The sequence below is a fragment of the Methylomonas sp. MED-D genome (assembly GCF_050276835.1).
Classification (GTDB): Bacteria; Pseudomonadota; Gammaproteobacteria; order Methylococcales; family Methylomonadaceae; genus Methylomonas; species Methylomonas koyamae_A.
On sequence record NZ_CP189965.1, the window covers coordinates 615,586 to 636,051 of the forward strand.

The following is a 20,466-nucleotide window of genomic DNA, read 5'->3' on the forward strand; positions in this document are numbered from 1 at the left end:
GGCGCATCTCATGCTGGCTTGTGCCATTCTTGATTGAATCGGAGATACCGATGAATTCTAAACTCATTCGTTTAGCCGGCATCGCGCTGGCCCTGGTCGCTGACCCCTTGCCGGCGGCGGACATCTACGAATTGTCTCGCGAAGGTAATCTGGCCGGAATTGCCGAGTACGTACAGCGCGGCGGCGCGGTGAATACGATCAACGCAGACGGCTATCCGCCATTGATTTTGGCCGCTTACCACGGCCATCTACCGGCCGTGCAAGCGCTGCACGCGGCCGGCGCCGACGCTTGCGCCGAAGATACCAAGGGTAACGATGCCTTGATGGGCGTGGCCTTCAAGGGCGACAGCGAGACCGCGCGCTGGCTGGTTGAAAGCGCCGGTTGCAACGTCAATCACCGTAATCGGCTCGGCCAGACCGCGTTGATGCTGACCGCGCTATTCGACCGCGAGACCATCGCCGAACTGCTGCTGCGACACGGCGCCGATCCCGAGCTGCGCGACGCGTTGGGCAACAGTGCAGCCAGCCTGGCGCGGAGCCAGGGCCAGGACCGGTTTGTCGCGAAATTGCGGCCGCTCGCGAGCTTGCGTTGAGCCTTCAGTCCCACGCCAACGCGCCGCCGCTTTGGTATTCGGTGACGCGAGTTTCGAAAAAGTTTTTCTCCTTGCGTAGATTGGCCTGTTCGTCCAGCCACGGTAAGACGTTTTTGGCGCCGGGGAAAGGCTCGATGAGGCCAAGCTGCCGGGCGCGGCGATTGGCGACAAAGCGGAATTGCTCGATATGCAAGCCGGCGTTGTAGCCCAGGATCGGTTCGCGTAGCAGGTAGCCGGCGTAATCTGCTTCCGCCGCTTCGGCTTCGTCCCACATTCGGCGGAGCGCATCGGCGTCGAGGACCAGGTTTTCTTCATCTAATAGTTGCCGCACTACGCGGATGCCGAACGCGCAGTGCAGCACTTCGTCGCGCATGATGTATTGAAGTTGCTCGGCGGCGCCGGTCATCAGGCCGCGCCGCTGCAACGCAAACACCGGGCTGAAGCCGTTGTAAAACCAACAACCCTCGAACACGGCGGCGAAAAACAGATAAGCCATCGCAAATTCGTGCAGCGCGTCGCGTTCGGTCAACGGCCGGCCGGATTGCAGCACGCCGTGCAAGCGGCGGTTGGCCAGCGCGATCTTGGCCTGAATTTCCGGCACCACCCGGTAGCGGTTATAGATTTCGCGCTGGTCCAGCCCCAGGGTTTCGATGCAATGCTGGTAGGTCCAAGTGTGCAGCGCTTCCTCGTAAACTTGCCGGGCCTGGTAGATTTGCAATTCCGGCGCGGTCATTTTTTCCATAACCGCCAGGCCGATGTTGCGCATCGCCAGAATGTCGGAAGTGGTTAAGTAAGCCAGCACGTTCTCGAACACATGGCGCTCGGCCGGCGTCAGTTTGTGCTGATAATCGTGTACGTCCCGCGCCATCGAGATTTCCAACGGCGTCCAATGGTTGCGGTTGGCATTCAGGAAAAACGACCAGGCCCACGGGTACTTGAACGGCGCCAATTGGTTGATGTCGGCCTGGCCGTTGACCACCCGTTTTTGTTCGGCATCGACCGGAGGTAAAGCCGATTCGCCTGGAAGCGCCTCGCGTCCTGCACCGGCTTCCGACAGGTCCGGCGCCGCTACTCCAGCTTTAAATGCTTCACCCTGGTCTACTGGCGCGACCGGCAAATCCCAATCGTCGAATGCTAAGCCGGCCTTCATTGGCAGGCCTCGCAATCCTGGTCGGCGATCGAGCAGACTTTTATATCGTTCCCACGCTCAGCGTGGGAATGCAGTTCTAACCGCTCTGCGGTTCCCGCCTCTGGAGCGTCCTCCACCGGGTTTCCACGCGAAGCATAGGAACCGTAATCGCTAGTGCCGCCGGCTTTTTCCATCGCCGTCGCCCCCAATCCGCGCAAATAGTAAGTGGTCTTCAAGCCGCGTTGCCAGGCTAGCCGGTACAAACGGTCCAGTTTGCTGCCGGTCGGCGCGGCGACGTAGAGATTTAACGATTGCGACTGGTCTATCCACTTCTGGCGGCGGGCGGCGGCTTCGATCAGCCATTCCGCATCGATTTCGAAGGCGGTGGCGTAACGCGCCTTGAGGTCGGCCGGCACCCGTTCGATGGCGGCCAGCGAGCCGTCGAAATATTTCAAATCGGCCACCATCACCGCGTCCCACAAACCCAGCGCCTTCAACTCGCGGACCAGTGCGGCGTTGACCACGGTGAATTCGCCGGACAGATTGGATTTGACGTACAGATTTTGATAAATCGGCTCGATGGTCGCCGACACGCCGACAATGTTGGCAATGGTCGCGGTCGGCGCAATCGCGATGCAGTTGGAATTACGCATGCCGACTTGGCCGATGCGCTCGCGCAAGGCTTGCCAATCCAACTGTCCACCGGCCGGTACGCCCAAGTCGCCGCGCGTTTCGCTTAAGCGGTCCAGCGTATCCGGCGGCAACAAACCTTGTTGCCACAAGCTGCCGCCAAAACTGCTGTAGCGGCCGCGTTGCTCGGCTAAATCAGCCGACGCTTGGTAGGCGTGATAGCACAGCATTTCCGCCGAGCGGTCGGCGAATATCAGTGCTTCCGGGCTGGCGTAACCGAGCCCCATCCGCTGCAGACAATCGGCGAAGCCCATCATGCCCAGCCCAACCGGACGGTGGCGCAGGTTGGCGTTACGGGCCTTGGCCGTCGCGTAATAGTTGATGTCGATGACGTTGTCCAGCATCCGCATCGCGGTGGCGACGGTGCGGCGCAGCTTGTCGTTGTCCAATTGCCAGACGCCGCCGCGTTCCACCAAATGCGCCGGCAGATTCACCGAACCCAAGTTGCAAACGGCGGTTTCGTCGACCGAGGTATTCAGCGTGATTTCGGTGCACAGATTGGAGCTATGAATGACCCCGGCGTGTTGCTGCGGCGAACGCAGATTGCAGGCGTCCTTGAAGGTGATCCACGGCTGGCCGGTTTCGAACAGCACGGTCAGCATCTTGCGCCAAAGTTGTACCGCGCCGATGCGTTTAAACAATTTAATCTCGCCACGCTCGGTCTTGGCCTCGTAGGCTCGGTAAGCTTCTGCGAAGGCCGCGCCGTAAAGCTCGTGCAAGTCCGGCGTATCCACCGGCGAAAACAAGGTCCAGTCGCCGTTATTTCTTACCCGCTGCATGAACAGGTCCGATACCCAGGCGGCGGTGTTCATGTCGTGGCAACGGCGCCGATCGTCGCCGGTGTTTTTGCGCAGCTCCAGAAATTCCTCGAAATCCAGATGCCAGTTTTCCAGGTAGGCACACACCGCGCCCTTGCGCTTGCCGCCCTGATTGACCGCGACGGCGGTATCGTTGACTACTTTCAAAAACGGAATCACGCCCTGGCTGTGGCCGTTGGTGCCCTTGATCCGGCTGCCCAGCGCCCGGACCGGCGTCCAGTCGTTGCCCAGGCCGCCGGCGTATTTTTGTAGCAGCGCGTTTTCCTTGATGGCTTGATAAATGCCGTCCAAGTCGTCGGAGACCGTGGTCAGGTAGCACGACGACAGTTGCGGGTGGCGGGTGCCGCTGTTGAACAAGGTCGGCGTCGAGCACATGAAATCGAAGCTGGACAGTAGACGGTAAAACTCGATCGCCCACGCCTCGCGGTCGATTTCGTTTAGCGCCAAGCCCATCGCCACCCGCATGAAAAACCACTGCGGCAATTCGATGCGGCGGCCGTCGACGTGTAGAAAATAGCGGTCGTACAGGGTTTGCAAGCCCAGATAGTCGAATTGCAGATCGCGTTCGGCCAGTAGAGCCTGACCCAGCTTTTCCAAGTCGAATTCGGCCAGACGTGGGTCCAGCAATTCGGCGGCGATGCCGGCCGCAATGAATGCCGCGAAATCGGCGGGGTAGCGTTCGCTCATCGCCGCTTGAGTCGCCGCCATGCCCAGTACTTCCTGGCGCAGATTGCTCAATAGCAAGCGCGCGGCGACCTTGCCGTAATCGGGTTCGGCTTCGATCAAGGTCCGCGCGGCCAGCACCAGGGCCTGGCGCACAGCCGCCAGCGGCATGCCGTCGTACAGATTGGGCTGGGTTTGCGTCCAGACCGTCTCGGCATCGACATCGCTCAGTCCGGCGCAGGCCTCGCGGCACAAGGCGATGAACCCGGCGCTGTCCAAGGGCAGGCGTTGGCCGTCGTCGTCCACGTGCAAAGCGGGAGCGGGTTTGTCGCCGGCTTGCCGGGCAGCGCGTTGCTCGGCGTGTTTCTCCCGGTACAGCACATAGGCGCGGGCTACGTCGTGGGCGCCTGAACGCATTAAAGCCAATTCCACCTGGTCCTGAATATCCTCGATAGGCACGGTGCCGCCGCTGGGCAGGCGCCGGGCTAGCGCTTCGACGACGTTGGCGGTCAACCCGGTCACCTGCTCGCGAATCCGCGCCGAATTCACGCCGTGTTGGCCTTCGACCGCCAAAAAGGCCTTGGTGATGGCGACGGCGATTTTTTCCGGCCGAAAGGCGACCACGGAGCTATCGCGGCGGATGACTTCCAAGCCGCTATCGCGCGCGGGTAGTGGGCTGTGATGAACGGCTTCGGTGCCGGAGGTGTTGGTGATAGGTCGGGCGGTGGCGGTGTCCATGCGATTCTCCACGAAGGCAGCGGGGAGGCGCAAAGCCGCAACGGTGGGCGCGCGACCGGGTAAGGCCCAATCCGCGACATCGACCATCGCCCTCGGAGACACCCCGCTCCCGGTTGATAAAGGTTTCGAGGGCAGGTCTCCTGGCTCTCGGGTCGTCGCCTGGGTTCGCCTTCCCGGACTCGCGTCCAGTGACATGCTTGAACCAAGACTCGCCGATTACAGTTGCGGGGGCAGCTCCGGCTTTCCGGCGATCATGCGAGAAACGCAAGCGCCGACCGGATTCCCTTTTAATCCCCTTCGGGGGGAACCGTCTTGGCGAGGGAGTTTAGGCGGGGCAAAACGATCTGTCAAGGCGATATTCACTATATATTGTGAATATTTTATTGTAATTTCCCGTATATAGTGCCTGGGAATCGATGCCGGCAGGCCGCCGCCCGCTTCGGTGACTGTCCTGCCGGATGGTTGGCGAACGCTGCGTTGGAATCTGTCGAGACACTCCGAAGGCTTGATTGACGTGATACGGACGCGGGGATATATTGCTTGTATATAGCATTCCGGAGGCGCCCATGACGACCAGTACCGTATTTACCAACAACCGCAGTCAGGCCGTGCGCCTGCCCGCCGACATGCGCTTTCCCGACAGCGTCAAAAAAGTTGAGGTTCGTGCCGTCGGGCAGGAGCGCATCATTGCCCCTGCGGACGCGGCCTGGGACAGTTTTTTTCTCGACGGTCCCAGCGTCAGCGACGATTTTCTAAACGAACGCCCTGGCCAGCAGCAAGGCGAGCGCGAGAGTTTTTAAGCGCATGCTGAAATATCTGCTCGACACCAACATCGTCATCTATGTGATTAAGCGGCGACCGATCGAGGTGTTGGCGACCTTCAACCGGCATCACGGCCGCATGGCGATTTCCGCCGTGACTCTGGCCGAATTAATCCACGGTGCCGAGAAAAGCCAATTTCCCGAGCGAAATCTTGCCACGGTAGAAGACTTTTGCAGCCGTTTACAGGTATTGCCTTACAACGACGGCGCCGCGATGCATTACGGCGGCATACGCGCCGCGTTGGAGAAGATCGGCCAGCCGATAGGCGTCAACGACCTGCATATCGCCGCTCATGCCCGCAGCCATGGCTTGATACTGGTCAGCAACAACTTGCGGGAGTTCGAACGCGTGCCGGGGTTATTGATGGAGAATTGGTTGGCGTGATTTTTTACTGAGTAGGGTTTGTTTAACGCATCCTACTGGATTGAAGGTCACAAACATCAGTTACAAATGTCCTAAATTGCGGTTTTTATGTCATTTAGGCACCAGGGTGAATTTGTCATCATGCGCATGGGCGGCGCTGCCCCAACATCCTTAACATTTTCGGAGATCAAACGATGATGCAAAAAAACCAATCGCAGCCACTTCCTTCCTATCAACGCTTCGCGCAAGCCATGTCTCCGTCCGGCACCCGGCCGTTTCGGGTCGGTATCGTGATCGGGCCGGGGTTCCTGCCGATGGATATGGTCGGGATACAGGCGGTTTTCGGCTTCTGTCCGGGGGCTGAAATCCATTTGCTGTGGAAATCGCTCGATTTGGTGGAAGGTTTCCCGGCTTGGTGGACCCAACCGACCACCACGTTTTCAGATTGTCCGGAAAAGCTGGATGTGCTGGCCGTGCCGATGCTGGCGCCGGAAACCACTAACGATCCAGAGGTCATCGCGTTTGTGGCCAAGCAAGGCCGCGAGGCTAAATATCTGATCGGCGTTTGCAATGGCGTGGTTTTACTGGGCGCGGCCGGTCTTTTGCAAGGCAAGCGCGTGACCACGAGCCTGAATTCGCTGTCGCTGCTGCATCAGTTGGGTGCGGCGGAAGTCGTAACTAGCGGCGGTAGTGTCGTGGTCGATGGTAATCTGTATACCGCAAGACCCAGCATTGGTAGTTTTGAAGCTGCGCTGATGGTGGTGGATGTTGCTTTTGGACGCGAATTCGCTGAATTGGCTAACCTGGTTCTCGAATACGACCCCCATCCGCCGCTTGGCCCTGGCACGCTTGAAAATGCCGGCAAGGCGATCGCCGGGAAATACTCGAATTTAATCGACGATATGATTCAGGCGTATAGCCAAGGGGCCGTCGCGGCTTATCAGAGACAGGTACAAGGCTGACACTAGCTAAAACGAACCGTGCCGTTCCACTAATATCCCGGGTGGTGCTGTTCTGCACATTTCGGCATGAACTCGATTCAGTAACAGGTAAGTTCCTAGCGGGCTAACTTAAATGAAGCGACAAATCACTTTCTTCGTCTATCCGGAATTCGAATTGCTCGATTTAAGCGGTCCGTGCTCGGCGTTTAATTTGGTCAACGAACTTTACGGCGGCCAATACCAATTTAGCGTGGTGTCCGTGACGGGTGGCGCGATTAAAGACCGCGCCGGATTAAGTATAGCGACGGAAAGATTGGCCGAAGTTGGCGACAATCAGACCATCGTGGCCGTTGGCGGCCCGACGGCACATGTCTACGGTTTGAACGCCTTAACCAAGGACTTCTTCTCGGAAAGCGCCCGTCAGGGTAATCGCGTCGTGAGCGTATGCACCGGGGCGTTTCTGCTTGCCGCCGCCGGATTGCTGGATGGCCGCAGAGCGACCACGCACTGGCGCTATGCGGGATTGTTGCAATCATGCTATCCCAAAGTGCTGGTCGATATAGACCGGATTTACATCAAAGAAGGCAATATTTGGACGGCGGCCGGATTGACCGCCGGCATAGATCTGGCTTTGATGCTGATCGAGGACGATTTCGGTTCCTCGGTCGCTAAAAGCGTTGCCAAGGATATGGTGGTCTACCACCGCCGCTTGGGCGGTCAATCGCAATTTTCGGCTATCCTGGATATCACACCAACATCCGGGCGGGTTAGGGACGTACTTTGTTATGCCCGCGACCATTTGCGCGAATCGTTATCGGTCGAGCGCCTTGCCGAAGTCGCTTGCATCAGTCCCCGCCAATTTAGCCGGACTTTTTTTAATGCGACCGGCATGACGCCGGCCAAAGCCATCGAGCGGCTTAGACTAGACGTCGCGCGGCCCAGAATCGAAGAAACGCTGGAGCCCCTCGAACAAATCGCCAAGGATGTGGGTTTTGGTTCCGTGGAAAAAATGTGCCGCAGTTGCTTGAATGTGTTCGGACGGACTTCGCAAGAATTGCGGCGCGCCGCGCGTAAATCGGGCGGTGGGCAGCCCGCTTAAGGTAGCGAAGCACAATCGGATGAATGTGGTGTTTTGCGATACAAACCAGCGCATCCAGGGTTCGTATCCGCGGAAGGCTTTCAACGTTTGGTCCGCCTCACCCCACCACTCCGCCGGCATGTTCCACCAGCCAGCGCAAATATTCCAATTCCGCATCCTCGTGTCGGCAAGCCAAGTACATGGTCTTGGCGATGGGTAGACCGGCAAAACTTAAACCGGTCAGGCCGAGTTTGGCGGATTTGTCGGCCAGCAGCCATTCCGGCAGCAGGCAAACGCCGCGGCCGGCGGCGGCCAGTTGCAGCATGATGTCGGTTTCCTCGACCTGGATGTGGGCGGCGGGTTCGATGCCGGCCGGTTGCAGCACTTTGCGGAACATGTCCAGCCGCTCGCGAGCGACCGGGTAGGTCAGCACGGTTTCGCCGCGCAGACCGGCAGGCGTTATTTCCGCGCGGCCGGCCAGCGGGTGGCTGTCGGCGACGATCAACACTAACTCGAAATCGAACAGCGGCTGGTAACTCAGCAGGCCGTTATCGATCGGGTCGGAGGTCAGCACCGCATCCAGTTTGTATTGGCGAATGGCGTCGAACGACTCGAAGCGGTAGCGCGAGGTGACTTCCACCGTCAAATCCGGCCAAGCCCGCAAATAGGGTTGCAGGATGTTGCGGAACCATTCGTAGCAGGCGTGGCATTCGATGCCGATGGTGAGTTTGCCGGTTTTGCCCCGGGCCAACTGGGCCAAGTGGTTTTCCGCCGAATCGACGGTGGCGATCACCGACTCGGCCACTTCCGACAAATAACGGCCGGCTTGACTCAACACCAGCGAACGGCCTTGCTTGTACCACAATGTCACGCCCAGGCGTTGCTCCAGGTTTTTGATTTGATGCGACAACGCCGACTGGGTCAGGAACAGCGTTTCGGCGGCCGCGCCGAGCGTGCCGTGGCGCTGCAAAGCCAGCAGGATGCGCAAGTGAATCAATTCCATAATTATGAATTTATCTCATGAGTTGGTGAGAAAGCATCGATTATCGTCACTCAAATGCCTGAATACAATGCCTGACTTGTAAAACATTCAACAATAGGCGTTTATCGATGATTAAAATTCACAATTTAGGTTTTCCCCGGATCGGCAAGAGCCGCGAACTGAAATTTGCGTTGGAGCGCTATTGGCGCGGCGAAATCAACGCCGACCAACTGCGCGCGGTCGGCGCCGATCTGCGCGTCAGACATTGGCATTTGCAAGCCGGTTGCGGATTGGACTATCTGCCGGTGGGCGACTTTTCCTACTATGACCACGTACTGGATACCAGCGCGATGCTGGGCGCGCTGCCGCAGCGCTTTGAATGGGCCGGCGGCGAGGTCGATTTCGACACCTATTTCCGGATGGCGCGCGGCCGAGGCGCCGACGGCGTCGGCTGCCGGGCGCTGGACATGACCAAGTGGTTCGACACCAATTACCACTATCTGGTACCGGAGTTGAGCCGGGATCAGGTTTTCGCATTGTCCAGCCGGCGCTTGTTAGACGAAACCCGCGAGTTGCAGGCCTTGGGTTACCGACCCAAACCGGTGTTGCTCGGGCCGCTTAGCTGGTTGTGGCTGGCGAAAAGCGTCGGCGATTTCGACAAACTGAGCCTGCTGGAGCGCGTGTTGCCGGTGTATCGGCAAATTCTGCAAGGATTGGCCGAGCAAGGGGTGGAATGGGTGCAGATCGACGAACCGATTTTGGTGCTGGACTTGCCGGAAGACTGGCGCGCCGCGTTAGCGACGGCCTATGCAGAGCTGCAAGCGCCGGCGCCGAAGCTGTTGCTGACGACCTACTTCGGCGGCTTGGGCGACAACGCGGCCCTGGCTTGCGCGTTGCCGGTGGCCGGCTTGCATCTGGATCTGACCCGCGGCGCCGGGCAACTCGACGCGCTGGCCGAGCTGGGCGGCGGCAAGGTGCTGTCACTGGGTTTGATAGACGGCCGCAACGTTTGGCGTTGCGATTTGGCGGCGGCGTTGGCGACTGTCGATCGGGCGCGGCGGGCGTTTCAGGGCGACGTGTGGCTGGCGCCGTCCTGCTCGCTGTTGCATGTGCCTATCGATCTGGAGCGCGAAACCGGGCTGGACCCAGCCGTCAAACCGTGGCTAGCTTTTGCCAAACAGAAATTGACCGAATTGGAGTTGCTGCGTTTGGCGTTGGCGGAAGGCGTGGATGCCGCTCAACCGGAATGGGACGCGGCGTTGGCGGCCGTGGCGGCGCGGCAGCGCGCGGCGAGCTTGGGTAGCGGCGCGGCGAGCCTCCCAAGCGGGCTGGCCGGCGATCTGGACCGGCGTGCCAGCCCGTTCCCGATCCGGCGGGCCGCGCAGCAGGCCGAACTGAATCTACCGCTGTTTCCTACCACGACGATAGGGTCTTTTCCGCAGACCCCTGAAATTCGCAAGGCCCGCTTGGACTTTAAGCGTGGCGAGCTGGCCGATGCCGATTACCGGGCTTTCATGGAGCGTCAAATCAAACAGTGCATCCGCGAACAAGTGGCGCTGGGCCTGGACGTGCTGGTGCACGGCGAGCCGGAGCGCAACGACATGGTCGAATATTTCGGCGAGCAATTGGACGGCTTCCTGTTTACCGGGCATGGCTGGGTGCAGTCCTACGGTTCCCGTTGCGTCAAGCCGCCGATCATTTACGCCGATGTTTCCAGGCCCAAGCCGATGACGGTAGCCTGGAGTCGATACGCTCAATATTTGACCGACAAGCCGGTCAAGGGCATGTTGACCGGGCCGGTCACATTGCTGAACTGGTCTTTCGTTCGCGACGACCAGCCCAGGGCGCAAACCGCCTATCAATTGGCGCTGGCCATTCGCGGCGAAGCGGTCGATTTGGAAAAGGCCGGCATTCGGGTGATTCAAATCGACGAACCGGCTTTTCGCGAAGGTTTGCCGCTACGCCGCGCCGATTGGCCGGACTATCTGGATTGGGCGGCGCGGGCGTTTCGAATCAGCGCCGGCGGCGTCGGCGATGCAACGCAAATTCACACCCACATGTGTTATTCGGAATTCAACGACATCATCGCCGCGATCGCCGAGCTGGATGCCGACGTGATTACCATCGAAACGTCGCGCTCGGATATGGCCTTGCTGGACGCTTTCGGCGAGTATCGCTATCCCAACGATATTGGGCCCGGCGTTTACGACATCCACAGCCCTAACATCCCCGACAGCGCGCAAATGTTGGAACTGTTGACGCTGGCCGCCCGCCATATTCCGGCCGAGCGGCTGTGGGTCAATCCCGATTGCGGTCTGAAAACCCGGCAATGGCATGAAGTAAGGCCGGCGCTGGCGGCGATGGTCGTCGCGGCGGCTCAGGCCCGCCGGGAAGTCGATACCGTGCCGCTGGCGAGTGCCGGCTGATCCGGCCGGCGCGGCATGGCACCGCGTTGGGACGGATAGTCGGCATAGTATGGAATCGATGATTTCCACATGACTAAGGACTTGTTCACAAAAGCTGTGGATAAGTCTGTTGGCAAGCCGTTACCGAGTCGGCTAAGTTGTTGTCGCGGCTACACTGATGTTAAATTGACTAAAAATTAGACAATCGAACGCCGATGTTCGCAACGTCGGCGCCGCCGGCCATACTTGGAAAACGACATGATAGATTGGAACAGAACTTATGCGGCAATCTGGCGTCAGCGCCAGGCTTATCTACGGCCGGTACGGGAGATCGATCCGATTCGGCTGGAGCAGTTGTTCGGCATTGACGAGCAAAAACGCCAATTGGTGTCGAACACCGAGCGCTTTTTGGCCGGCCAACCGGCCAACAACGCCTTGTTGTGGGGCGCGCGCGGTACCGGTAAGTCGTCGTTGGTCAAGGCTTTATTGAACGCGTACAAGGACCGCGAATTGCGGGTCATCGAAGTGGATAAACAAGATTTGCTGTATTTGCCGGAAATCGTCGACGAAATTCGCGAGCATCCGCAGCGCTTTATCGTCTACTGCGACGATTTGTCGTTCGAGGCCGGCGATACGCTCTACAAGCCGCTGAAAAGCGTGCTGGAAGGTTCTATCGAACTGCCGCCGGAGAACGTCAAGTTTTACGCGACCTCCAATCGCCGGCATTTGCTGCCCGAGCGGATGAGCGACAATCTGGATACGCTTTTGATCGACGGCGAAGTGCATTATTCGGACGCCATCGAGGAAAAAATTTCGCTGTCGGATCGCTTCGGTCTGCGCTTGGCGTTTTATCCGCAGCATACCCAGACCTATCTGGACATCGTCGACAGTTATTTTCCGGATTATCCCGGCGACCGAGCGATTTTGCACAAGGCCGCGCTGGATTTCGCCCATTTGCACGCCGCCAAGAACGGCCGCACCGCCAAGCAGTTTTACAATAGCCGGGCCGGGCGCGGACCCGTCGATTGAGCTTGGCCGGCATGACCGCTCCGGACATCGTCAGCAGTTTCTACGCGTATTTGTCGCGCCTGCGTTGGATCAAACGTTGGGGCTTGAAACGCAATGCCCATGCCGAAAACGTGATGGAACACAGCTGGGAAGTGGCGGTAATCGCGCATACGCTGGCCTTGATCAAAAACCGCTACTTCGGCGGCGACGTGGATGCCAATGCGGTCGCCGCCGCCGCGCTCTACCACGATGTCACCGAGGTCATTACCGGCGATTTGCCGACGCCGATCAAATATCATTCTCCGGAAATTCTCGGTGCCTATCGGCGCATCGAGCAGCAGGCCGAAACAGAGTTGTTGAACCTGTTGCCGGAAGCCTTGCGCGGCGACTTTCAAGCGCTGCTGTGCCAGGCGTTGTTGCCGGAAGCGCAGCGGCAGTTGGTCAAGGCGGCCGACAAGATTTCCGCCTATTTGAAATGTCAGGCGGAATTGAAGGCCGGCAATGCCGAGTTCGAGCTGGCCGCCAAGCAATTGGCGGTAGATATCGAGGCCTTGCAACAACCGGAAGTGGTGTTTTTCATGCGGGCCTTCGCGCCCAGTTGCGGGTTGACGTTGGACGGTCTGATGCAAACCCGGTGACGGCCTGGCTTATTGGAGTTGTTTCAAATCCAGTTTGCGTAATTTCGGCGCCAGGCCAGCCGTCGCGGTGACCACCAGCAGCGTCATCGTGCCGCCGAAGATCACCGACGGAATCAGCCCCAGCCAACGCGCGGCGAGGCCGGACTCGAACGCGCCTAGTTCGTTCGACGAGCCGATGAACAGGCCGTTGATCGCGGTGACCCGGCCGCGCATCGCATCCGGCGTTGCCAGTTGCATGATGGTGCTGCGCATCACCACCGACACGCCGTCGCAAACCCCGGACAACATCAGGGCCGCCGCGCCCAGCCAGAACAGCGGCGCCAGCGCGAAACCGATCATGCATAAGCCGAAGCCGGCCACCGCCGCCAACAGCCAGCGCCCGGCATTGCGCTCCAACGGGAAGCGGGCCAGGGCCAGGCCGGTCAATACCGCGCCGGCCGCCGGCGCGGCCCGCAAGATGCCCAAGCCTTCCGGACCGTAGTGAAACACGTCCTGGACAAAGGCCGGCAGCATCGCCATCGCGCCGCCGAACAACACCGCAAACATGTCCAGCGCCTGCGCGCCCAGTACGATTTGGTTGCCGAACACGAAGCGCAGGCCTTCGCCGATGCTGGCGAAGATCGGCGCCGCGGCGGCCGGCGGCCGTGCCTGGATGCGCAGCAGCAATAAAGCCAAGGCCGCGGCCAGTGCGAGTCCTGCCGCCACGCCGTAGGCGGCGATCTTGCCGGCCGCCGCGATCAACAAACCGCCCAGCGCCGGGCCGGCCACTAAACCGAACTGAAACACCGAGCTGCCCAGGCCGGCGGCTCGGGCGTAAAGCTCGCGCGGCAAAACCGCCGCGAACAAGGCGCCGTAAGTCGGGCCTATGAAGGCGCGGGCCACGCCGGTGCCGGCGATACCGGCGTAAATCCACGATTCCGCGCTACCCGGTATGCGGCCGGCCGCGACGGCGACCAGCAACAGGCCGTTCAGGCACAGCAGCAGACTGGCGGCCACGCCGAACCAGCGGCGCGAATAATGATCGACCGCATAGCCGGCGAACAACGCACAGCAAAAATACGGAATCACCTCCGCTAGACCGACTAGCCCCAGGGCCAGCGTGTCGTGGGTCAGTTCGTAAAGATGCCAGCCGACCACGGTGGCCGTGGTTTGATAGGCCAGTACCACCAGCAGGCGGAAGCCGAGCAGTTTTAAAAACGCGGAATTGCGCAACATCGGATCTCGCCGCCGCTCAGGCCGCCGCGCCGGCGATGTCCAGCGCCCGGTCGAGTTCGGTCAAGCTATTATAAAAATGCGCGGAAAAGCGTATCCCGCCGCCGCGCGGGGCGCAGACCACTTGATGGCGCTGCAAATGCCGGTACAGGGCGGCATTGTCGGCGCGGCGGTGTTGAAAGGTGACGATGCCCGATTGCAACGGCGTGGCGGGTGGGGCTAGCAACACCAAATTCGGATCGGCGCCGATTCGCTCGCGCAAATAGGCGGCGCGTTCCAGCACCAAAGATTCGATGGTGGCCATGCCGGTTTCCAGCAGCAAGGACAAGCTGGCGGACAGCGCATGAATCCCGACCATATTCGGACTGCCGCATTCGAAGCGGCGGGCGGTGGGGTGGACTTCCCACGGCCGGTTTTCGTAATTGTGCGTGTCCTTCATCATGTGCCAACCGTATTGCGTCAGCTTGAGACGGTCGCGCGCGGCCGGCGTGGTGTAGAACACACCTAGACCTTCCGGGCCGAACAGCCACTTGTGGCCGTCGGCCATCACGAAATCGGCGCCGCAGGCTTGCACGTCGAATCGCACCGCGCCCAGACTTTGAATCGCATCGACGCAAAACAAGATATCGCGTTTTTTACAGAACTCGCCCAGTCGTTCGAGATTCAGGCGCAGGCCGTCGGCGAACTGGATCGAGCTGACCGCCAGCAAGCGGGTCCGGCGGTCGATCAGCGCGATCAACGCGTCTTCCGGCGTCGCGCCGTCGCGCATATCGGCCTCGCGGAACTCGACGCCTTGGTCGGCCAGCGATTGCCACGGCAATCGGTTGGACGGAAATTCCTGGTTGCTGGAGACGATGTTGTCGCCGGCTTGCCAAATAAGGCCGTAGGCGACGAAGGACAGAGCCTCCGAGGTGTTTTTGACCAGCGCGACATCGTCGGCGGACGGCGCGTTCAGCAAGTCGCGGAACTGCTCGCGCAGCTCGGTTTGTTTCTTCAGCCAGTCCAGGTAAAAGTGCGAGCCGTAGCGGCTGTTTTGCTCGGCGAAGGCGATCACCGCCGCGCTGGTACGTTTCGGCCACGGCGCGACCGCGGCGTGGTTCAGGTAAATCAGATCGTCGATCAGCGGGAATTCGGGGTGTCTCATTTCAGGTTTCCGAGTTGCGGGGAGCGCGGGCGTGGGCCGGCTCGTCGCGTGGCCGGCCCGGCTATCATAACGGTCGCGAGCGCGAATGCCAAAATGGTCGTCGGCCGTAAGCCTGGTGGCGTTGGCCCGCGACATTTTGGGGCAATTGTTTGAGAGCGCCGAATCAAGTAGTCTTTAGCCTTTTAATCGGTTAGGGACGGCATGAAACAGCAGAGCTGCAATACGATCTGGCATCAAGCCAGCGTGACTCGCGCCCGGCGGGAAGCGTTGAACGGACATCGCTCGGCGATACTCTGGTTTACCGGATTGTCGGGGGCAGGCAAATCCACCTTGGCGCATGCGGTCGAAGAGCGTTTGCACGAACTGGGTTGTTTGACCTTCGTGCTGGACGGCGATAACGTCAGGCACGGCTTGTGCGGCGATCTGGGCTTTAGCGATGCCGATCGTCACGAGAATATCCGACGGGTCGGCGAATTGGCCAAGTTAATGCTGGAAGCCGGCGTGATTACGTTGACGGCCTTCATTTCGCCGTTTCGCGCCGAGCGCGAACTGGCGCGGCGCTTGGTCGCCGACGGCGATTTCATCGAGATTTATTGCAACTGCAGTCTGGACGTGTGCGAGAGTCGCGACGTCAAAGGCTTGTACCAAAAGGCGCGCCAAGGCCAAATCCCGCATTTCACCGGTATTTCGTCGCCTTATCAGCCGCCGGACCACCCGGAATTGATCGTGAATACCGATCAGGCGGAGCTGAAGGCTTGCGTGGAGCAGGTCATGCGGGTCTTGACGGCGCGCGGCGTGGTTGCCGCCGAACGCGACGAGGCGGGCGATGCAATACGACGTCTTTAACGGCGATGCCGACGGCATTTGTGCGCTATTGCAATGGCGGCTGGCTTATCCCGAGCCCTCGATTTTGGTAACCGGTATCAAGCGAGACATCGCATTGCTGGAGCGCGTGCCGGCGCGTGCCGGCGATCGGGTGACGGTGCTGGACGTTTCGCTGGACCGCAATCGAGCGGCGCTGTTGAAGTTGTTGGCGGGCGGTGTCGAGTTATTTTACATCGACCATCATTTCGCCGGCGAAATACCAATACATCCCCGCTTTAGCCATCGCATCGACACCGCGTCCGACGGCTGTACCAGTTTGCTGATGAACGCGCATTTGGCTGGGCGTCACGTCGCGTGGGCGGTGGTAGGGGCGTACGGCGACAATCTTGATAGCGGCGCGGCGGAGGCGGCCCAGTCTCTGAGTTTATCGGCACGGCAATTGCTTGAGCTACGCCAGCTTGGCATTTGCATTAATTACAACGCGTACGGCAGTTGTCTCGAAGATTTGAATGTCGCCCCGGACGATTTATTTCGACGATTGAGCGTTTACGCGACCCCGTTCCAGTTCGTTGCCGACCAGCCGGAACTGTATCGGCAATTGCTGGATGGATACGCGGCCGATATGGCGGCCGCGGCGGGTTTGGAGCCCGAGTTTAGCAACGAGGCGATCGCGGTTTATGTGTTGCCGGACCAAAAATGGGCCAGGCGCGTCAGCGGCGTGTGGGCCAACGCCTTGGCCAACGGGGCGCCTGAGCGTGCCCATGCGATCGTCGGTGTCAACGCTCGCGGCAGCTACCAAGTCAGTGTCCGCGCGCCTTTGACCAACAAGGCCGGTGCCGACGAATTATGTGCCGGCTTCGGCGGCGGCGGCCGTAAGGCGGCGGCCGGGATCGACGATTTGGCTATCGATAGATTCGATGAGTTCGTGGAAACCTTCAATCGACGCTATTCTGATTTGCGATGAACGGACTTTCGGTGTTGCCGTGAAAAATCGGTTGTTGCTGGCTTGTGTTTTATACACGGTCTTTGTGATCTACGGCAGTTTGGTGCCGTGGCAGTATAACGGCTTGTCTTTTGGACAGGGGTGGCGGCGGTTTCAACAAATTCCCTATTTGGACTTGGGTATTGCTTCCCGAGCGGACTGGGTAGCCAACATCTTGTTGTTCGTGCCGCTGACGTTTGGCTGGTTGGGCTGGTGGTCTTATCAGCGGAGTCAGGCGGCCCGGATTGTGGCGACGCCGCTGGTGTGGCTGGCGGGCTTGGGATTGTGCTTGGGCATCGAATTTACCCAGGTCTTCTTCCCGCCACGTACCGTGTCGATCAACGATGTGGTCGCGGAAAGCTTTGGTGGGGCGGTCGGGCTGGCCGCTTGGTGGCGGTGGGGCGAGCGATTGATGAGCTGGCTGGTCGCATGGCAGCTTCGACATCAAGGCGTCACTCCGTATTTGCAACTCTATTTGGCCGGTTTATTCGGTTATAGCGTGTTGCCGCTGGATCTGACTCTCAGTCCGGTCGAGTTCTACCATAAGTGGCACGAGGACCGAATCATCCTATTGCCTTTCGGCGGTCTGACTGGCGATTGGCTGAAGAATGTCTACGATATTTTGGCTGATGTCGCGCTTTGGGTGCCGGTGCCTTGGCTTTGGGCGAAGTTGACCCCGATGACGCCACGCCAGATATTGTGGCGGGTGTTCTGGTCCGCTCTGGCGATAGAGGGTTTCCAACTGTTTGTTTACAGCCGGGTAACCGATGTGACCGATATCGGCTTGGCGGTGGTCGGCGGCGGTTTGGGTCTGCGTTTGTTGGGCCGGCGCGGCTGGCAATCCGCGGCTGGATTGCATGGCGATACGCTAGGGCGTCGCTTAACGCTTTACGGGAGGTTGGGCTACGTGTCGTGGGGTTTGCTGCTGATCGCGACCCTTTGGTATCCCTACGATTTTCGTTTCGAGCGTCAAGCGCTGCTCGGATGGGAGAGCCGGTTTTTCAGCGTACCTTTGCGGGCGTATTACTACGGCACCGAATACCGAGCCATCACCGAGGTATTCCACAAACTGCTATTTTTCGTCCCGGTTGGGGGCTTTTGCCGGGTGATGTTTGTAGCGCTTGCGAAGCGGCCGCGCCGGTGGGTGTCGGGATTGGCAATTGCCGTCGTCGCGTTGGTCGTCGAATCCGGGCAGATGTTTATCCCCGGCAAAAATTCCGATATGACCGACTTGTTGCTGGAAATCGGTGGCGGTCTGTTGGGGTTTTTAGTGACTGGGCGGGTATTGGCGGAATTTTACGAAGACTCGCGGTTGGTCCTTGGCGACCCGCCGTCGGTTCTCGCCAAGTCGCCGAACGCCGCTGCGAAGGGTAGGTCCACGAATGGCGGATGGTGGCCGATGTTGCTGGGGGTAAGCGTGACTTGGGCCGCGTTGACCTGGGTTAGCCAGTATCCAGGCACACCGTACAACGTTCGGGAGTGGTTTTCCGCCGATTTTCCGGCGCTGAGCGCTTTCGGTTTGACAGTGTTGTTTTTTTGGTGCTTCGGCGGTCCGTTGGCGTTTTTATTAAATGCGCTGGGACGCGGTGCCGGCATGGGTTTTTGTCCCAAGGTTTTGGCTTTGCACGGTTTGGGAGCATGGCTGATGGTTCGCCTGTGCCTGCCGTTGGAAAGCCTGCATGATATCGTGGGTTCGCCGATCTTGCCGGTCAACGCCGACTTGGAATTGGCGGTCCGGTTTTTGGGCTTATTCGGTGTATTTTCGATTTTGCAGCAAGGCGGCAACCATCTGGCCTTGTTGCCGTTGGCACGCTCCGGTCATTTCGCCAGGTTGTTCGTCGTCGGCGGCGTGTGGGCGGCCGTGGTGTTGCCGCTTGGTTTTTGGATCGTCGTCGATCGGGCCGCAACCGACAATCTGACCGAGCTATTGCCGAATGGCGGTTACGCCTGGGCCGTGTTGAATATCGGAATTTATTGGTTTTTGGTGAGTTGGTTAAGTTCGTCGCTGGCGGTTAGCGCGGTATTTTTCAAGATTAAGCGCTTTTCGGTGGTTTTGGCGGCATTCCTGGTGTCGTTCGAAGTGGGATATCGCTTAGTGAATTGGGGAACCGAGCAGTACGTCTTGAAATACGATCAAGTCTTTTCAACGCTGCAGTTTTTATTGAGTAGCGACCGAGCGCATTTGACGCCGATAGCCGAGCTACGCGGGCGGTTTTATCCGCTGCATGCCGGCGTCGTGGCTCTCGGCTTTTTTGCGCAGTATGCGATGGCGGTAATGTTCCGAGATCGCATTCAACAGAATTATTCGCCGCCCAAGCGGCGGAACCTCTTCAACGGGAGATAGCTTTGACTGGAGTTTGGATATTATGGGTTGCCGGCGGCTTGGCGCATCGCGATGCCGGGCGGTAACTCGGACGTGGCATTGTTTCGGATCAGTCCTTTCAGGCTGCCTCGTTTGGCTTGCGTGGCGGCATGTGTCTGGTTGGTCGGGGGAGAACCGGCATGGGCCGGCGCGCCCAGGAGCGGCGGAGTTTTGGTGGCGACTACCGAGGCGACGGCCGGCGCCGATAGCAAGCTCGGCACCGGTCGCGTCGAACAGACACCGAACACCGCCGAAAATCCGGCGGTAAATGTCGAGCGTAAGCCGTTTGCGGCGGATTTCTCGGCGCAAGTGGCGATGACTCAGGCGCTATTGGTCGAGCAGCGTAGAATGGAAGCGCTGATGACCGGCCATGTTGCGCAAAATTCGCTACCAGGACAAAGCGACATCCATGACCGCTTCCAACAGGTATACGGCTTAGCGATTGAAGCGCCGGCTTACGATCAGTTGCTGAACGACATTCGAAGTCAAATCGGCGAAGAAACGTATAGCCGTTTGCTATGGACTTATTTCGATATCAAAGCGTTGGACGTAAGTATCAATGCTCGTTTGGCGGAATACGATCAGGCCCTCAGGCAGTGGATGCAGGATACTCAGCAACGCTGGGGGCTGGACCAGCGCTTTGCTTTTCTCGGGGTTTCCGAGTTGGAAAACAGGATGGAGGTGTCCACGGATTTGGGACCGGTGCCGATTTTGTCGCCAACCCACGCCGGGGGGAAAGCGGTTTTGGATATTCGCCAAAATCCGAACGGCGTTGCCGAGGGTGGTATCAACGAGGACGGATTTGTAGCGCGATTGATAAAACTCTTTACGATCAAGAACTTCGTGCTATTGTCGCTAGTGGTGTTTTCGCTCGGTTTGCTGTTTCGCGGATTCCGGTTTTTAGTGCGCCAGCGCAATGCCTAGGCTTACTCGGCAGTGTCTGCTAGAAGGTTCCGCCGAGTTCGGTGTACGGTTCCGTCGCGGCTCGGATTTTAGCGTTTCATAGCTTGCCGGGCTTAAACGGCCTTACGCACGCCGCCGGTTTTGCCTTGAAGAGCACTCAAGGTACTTCG

17 protein-coding genes and 1 riboswitch are annotated in these 20,466 nt (G+C 59.3%); of the genes, 12 read left to right on the forward strand and 5 right to left on the reverse strand.

What is annotated here, in order from left to right; translation table 11 throughout:
- The first annotated feature begins 50 nt into the window (after positions 1-50).
- Positions 51-593 carry an ankyrin repeat domain-containing protein gene (locus ACQE3E_RS02750; RefSeq protein ID WP_313729164.1) on the forward strand — a complete coding sequence of 181 codons (543 nt, stop codon included), beginning with the start codon at positions 51-53 and terminating at the stop codon, positions 591-593.
- Positions 594-597: 4 nt separating this feature from the next.
- On the opposite strand, the gene ACQE3E_RS02755 is transcribed toward ACQE3E_RS02750, so the two are convergent.
- Entirely contained in the window at positions 598-1,743 is a 1,146-nt protein-coding gene (locus ACQE3E_RS02755) for a ribonucleotide-diphosphate reductase subunit beta (protein WP_313729163.1), read from the reverse strand.
- The gene (locus ACQE3E_RS02760; RefSeq protein ID WP_313729162.1) at positions 1,740-4,631 is read right to left on the reverse strand and encodes a ribonucleoside-diphosphate reductase subunit alpha; all 2,892 of its coding nucleotides are present in this window, start codon (positions 4,629-4,631) and stop codon (positions 1,740-1,742) included. Before ACQE3E_RS02760 ends, ACQE3E_RS02755 begins: the two co-directional genes overlap by 4 nt.
- 113 nt (positions 4,632-4,744) lie before the next feature.
- Positions 4,745-4,958, reverse strand: a riboswitch (cobalamin riboswitch).
- 239 nt (positions 4,959-5,197) lie between these two features.
- On the opposite strand from ACQE3E_RS02760, the gene vapB reads away from it, so the two are divergent.
- The 4 genes from vapB to ACQE3E_RS02780 all read left to right on the forward strand — a co-directional run bounded on the left by vapB (position 5,198) and on the right by ACQE3E_RS02780 (position 7,856).
- Positions 5,198-5,431, forward strand: coding sequence for a type II toxin-antitoxin system VapB family antitoxin (vapB, locus tag ACQE3E_RS02765; protein ID WP_064031281.1), 234 nt, complete (start codon positions 5,198-5,200; stop codon positions 5,429-5,431).
- A 4-nt stretch (positions 5,432-5,435) separates the two neighbouring features.
- Positions 5,436-5,837 (forward strand): type II toxin-antitoxin system tRNA(fMet)-specific endonuclease VapC, encoded by a 402-nt coding sequence (vapC, locus tag ACQE3E_RS02770; RefSeq protein WP_313729161.1) that lies wholly within the window; start codon positions 5,436-5,438, stop codon positions 5,835-5,837.
- Between the two features lie 173 nt (positions 5,838-6,010).
- Entirely contained in the window at positions 6,011-6,778 is a 768-nt protein-coding gene (locus ACQE3E_RS02775) for a DJ-1/PfpI family protein (RefSeq protein WP_313729160.1), read from the forward strand.
- Positions 6,779-6,890: 112 nt separating this feature from the next.
- Positions 6,891-7,856 (forward strand): GlxA family transcriptional regulator, encoded by a 966-nt coding sequence (locus tag ACQE3E_RS02780; protein WP_313729159.1) that lies wholly within the window; start codon positions 6,891-6,893, stop codon positions 7,854-7,856.
- A 97-nt stretch (positions 7,857-7,953) separates the two neighbouring features.
- On the opposite strand, the gene ACQE3E_RS02785 is transcribed toward ACQE3E_RS02780, so the two are convergent.
- A complete protein-coding gene (locus ACQE3E_RS02785; RefSeq protein WP_313729158.1) occupies positions 7,954-8,838 on the reverse strand; it encodes a LysR family transcriptional regulator in 885 nt (294 codons plus the stop codon).
- Between the two features lie 107 nt (positions 8,839-8,945).
- Here ACQE3E_RS02785 and metE point away from each other — a divergent pair, with 107 nt between their 5' ends.
- The 3 genes from metE to yfbR all read left to right on the forward strand — a co-directional run bounded on the left by metE (position 8,946) and on the right by yfbR (position 12,868).
- Positions 8,946-11,243 (forward strand): 5-methyltetrahydropteroyltriglutamate--homocysteine S-methyltransferase, encoded by a 2,298-nt coding sequence (metE, locus tag ACQE3E_RS02790; protein WP_313729157.1) that lies wholly within the window; start codon positions 8,946-8,948, stop codon positions 11,241-11,243.
- A 237-nt stretch (positions 11,244-11,480) separates the two neighbouring features.
- Positions 11,481-12,251, forward strand: coding sequence for an ATP-binding protein (locus tag ACQE3E_RS02795; RefSeq protein WP_427501200.1), 771 nt, complete (start codon positions 11,481-11,483; stop codon positions 12,249-12,251).
- 11 nt (positions 12,252-12,262) lie between these two features.
- Positions 12,263-12,868 (forward strand): 5'-deoxynucleotidase, encoded by a 606-nt coding sequence (yfbR, locus tag ACQE3E_RS02800; RefSeq protein WP_427501201.1) that lies wholly within the window; start codon positions 12,263-12,265, stop codon positions 12,866-12,868.
- Positions 12,869-12,877: 9 nt separating this feature from the next.
- On the opposite strand, the gene ACQE3E_RS02805 is transcribed toward yfbR, so the two are convergent.
- Entirely contained in the window at positions 12,878-14,083 is a 1,206-nt protein-coding gene (locus ACQE3E_RS02805; RefSeq protein ID WP_427501202.1) for an MFS transporter, read from the reverse strand.
- Between the two features lie 16 nt (positions 14,084-14,099).
- Complete coding sequence (locus ACQE3E_RS02810) at positions 14,100-15,224, reverse strand: aminotransferase class V-fold PLP-dependent enzyme (protein ID WP_427501203.1); 1,125 nt, start codon at positions 15,222-15,224, stop codon at positions 14,100-14,102.
- A gap of 201 nt (positions 15,225-15,425) precedes the next feature.
- On the opposite strand from ACQE3E_RS02810, the gene cysC reads away from it, so the two are divergent.
- The 4 genes from cysC to ACQE3E_RS02830 all read left to right on the forward strand — a co-directional run bounded on the left by cysC (position 15,426) and on the right by ACQE3E_RS02830 (position 20,317).
- Positions 15,426-16,070: an adenylyl-sulfate kinase gene (gene cysC / locus ACQE3E_RS02815; protein WP_064031627.1), complete on the forward strand. Its 645-nt coding sequence runs from the start codon at positions 15,426-15,428 to the stop codon at positions 16,068-16,070.
- Entirely contained in the window at positions 16,051-17,013 is a 963-nt protein-coding gene (locus ACQE3E_RS02820) for a DHHA1 domain-containing protein (RefSeq protein ID WP_427501204.1), read from the forward strand. The genes cysC and ACQE3E_RS02820 overlap by 20 nt, the downstream gene beginning before the upstream one ends.
- Before the next feature lie 19 nt (positions 17,014-17,032).
- Complete coding sequence (locus ACQE3E_RS02825; RefSeq protein ID WP_313729154.1) at positions 17,033-19,375, forward strand: VanZ family protein; 2,343 nt, start codon at positions 17,033-17,035, stop codon at positions 19,373-19,375.
- Between the two features lie 192 nt (positions 19,376-19,567).
- Positions 19,568-20,317, forward strand: coding sequence for a hypothetical protein (locus tag ACQE3E_RS02830; protein ID WP_157198004.1), 750 nt, complete (start codon positions 19,568-19,570; stop codon positions 20,315-20,317).
- The last annotated feature ends 149 nt before the right edge of the window (positions 20,318-20,466 follow it).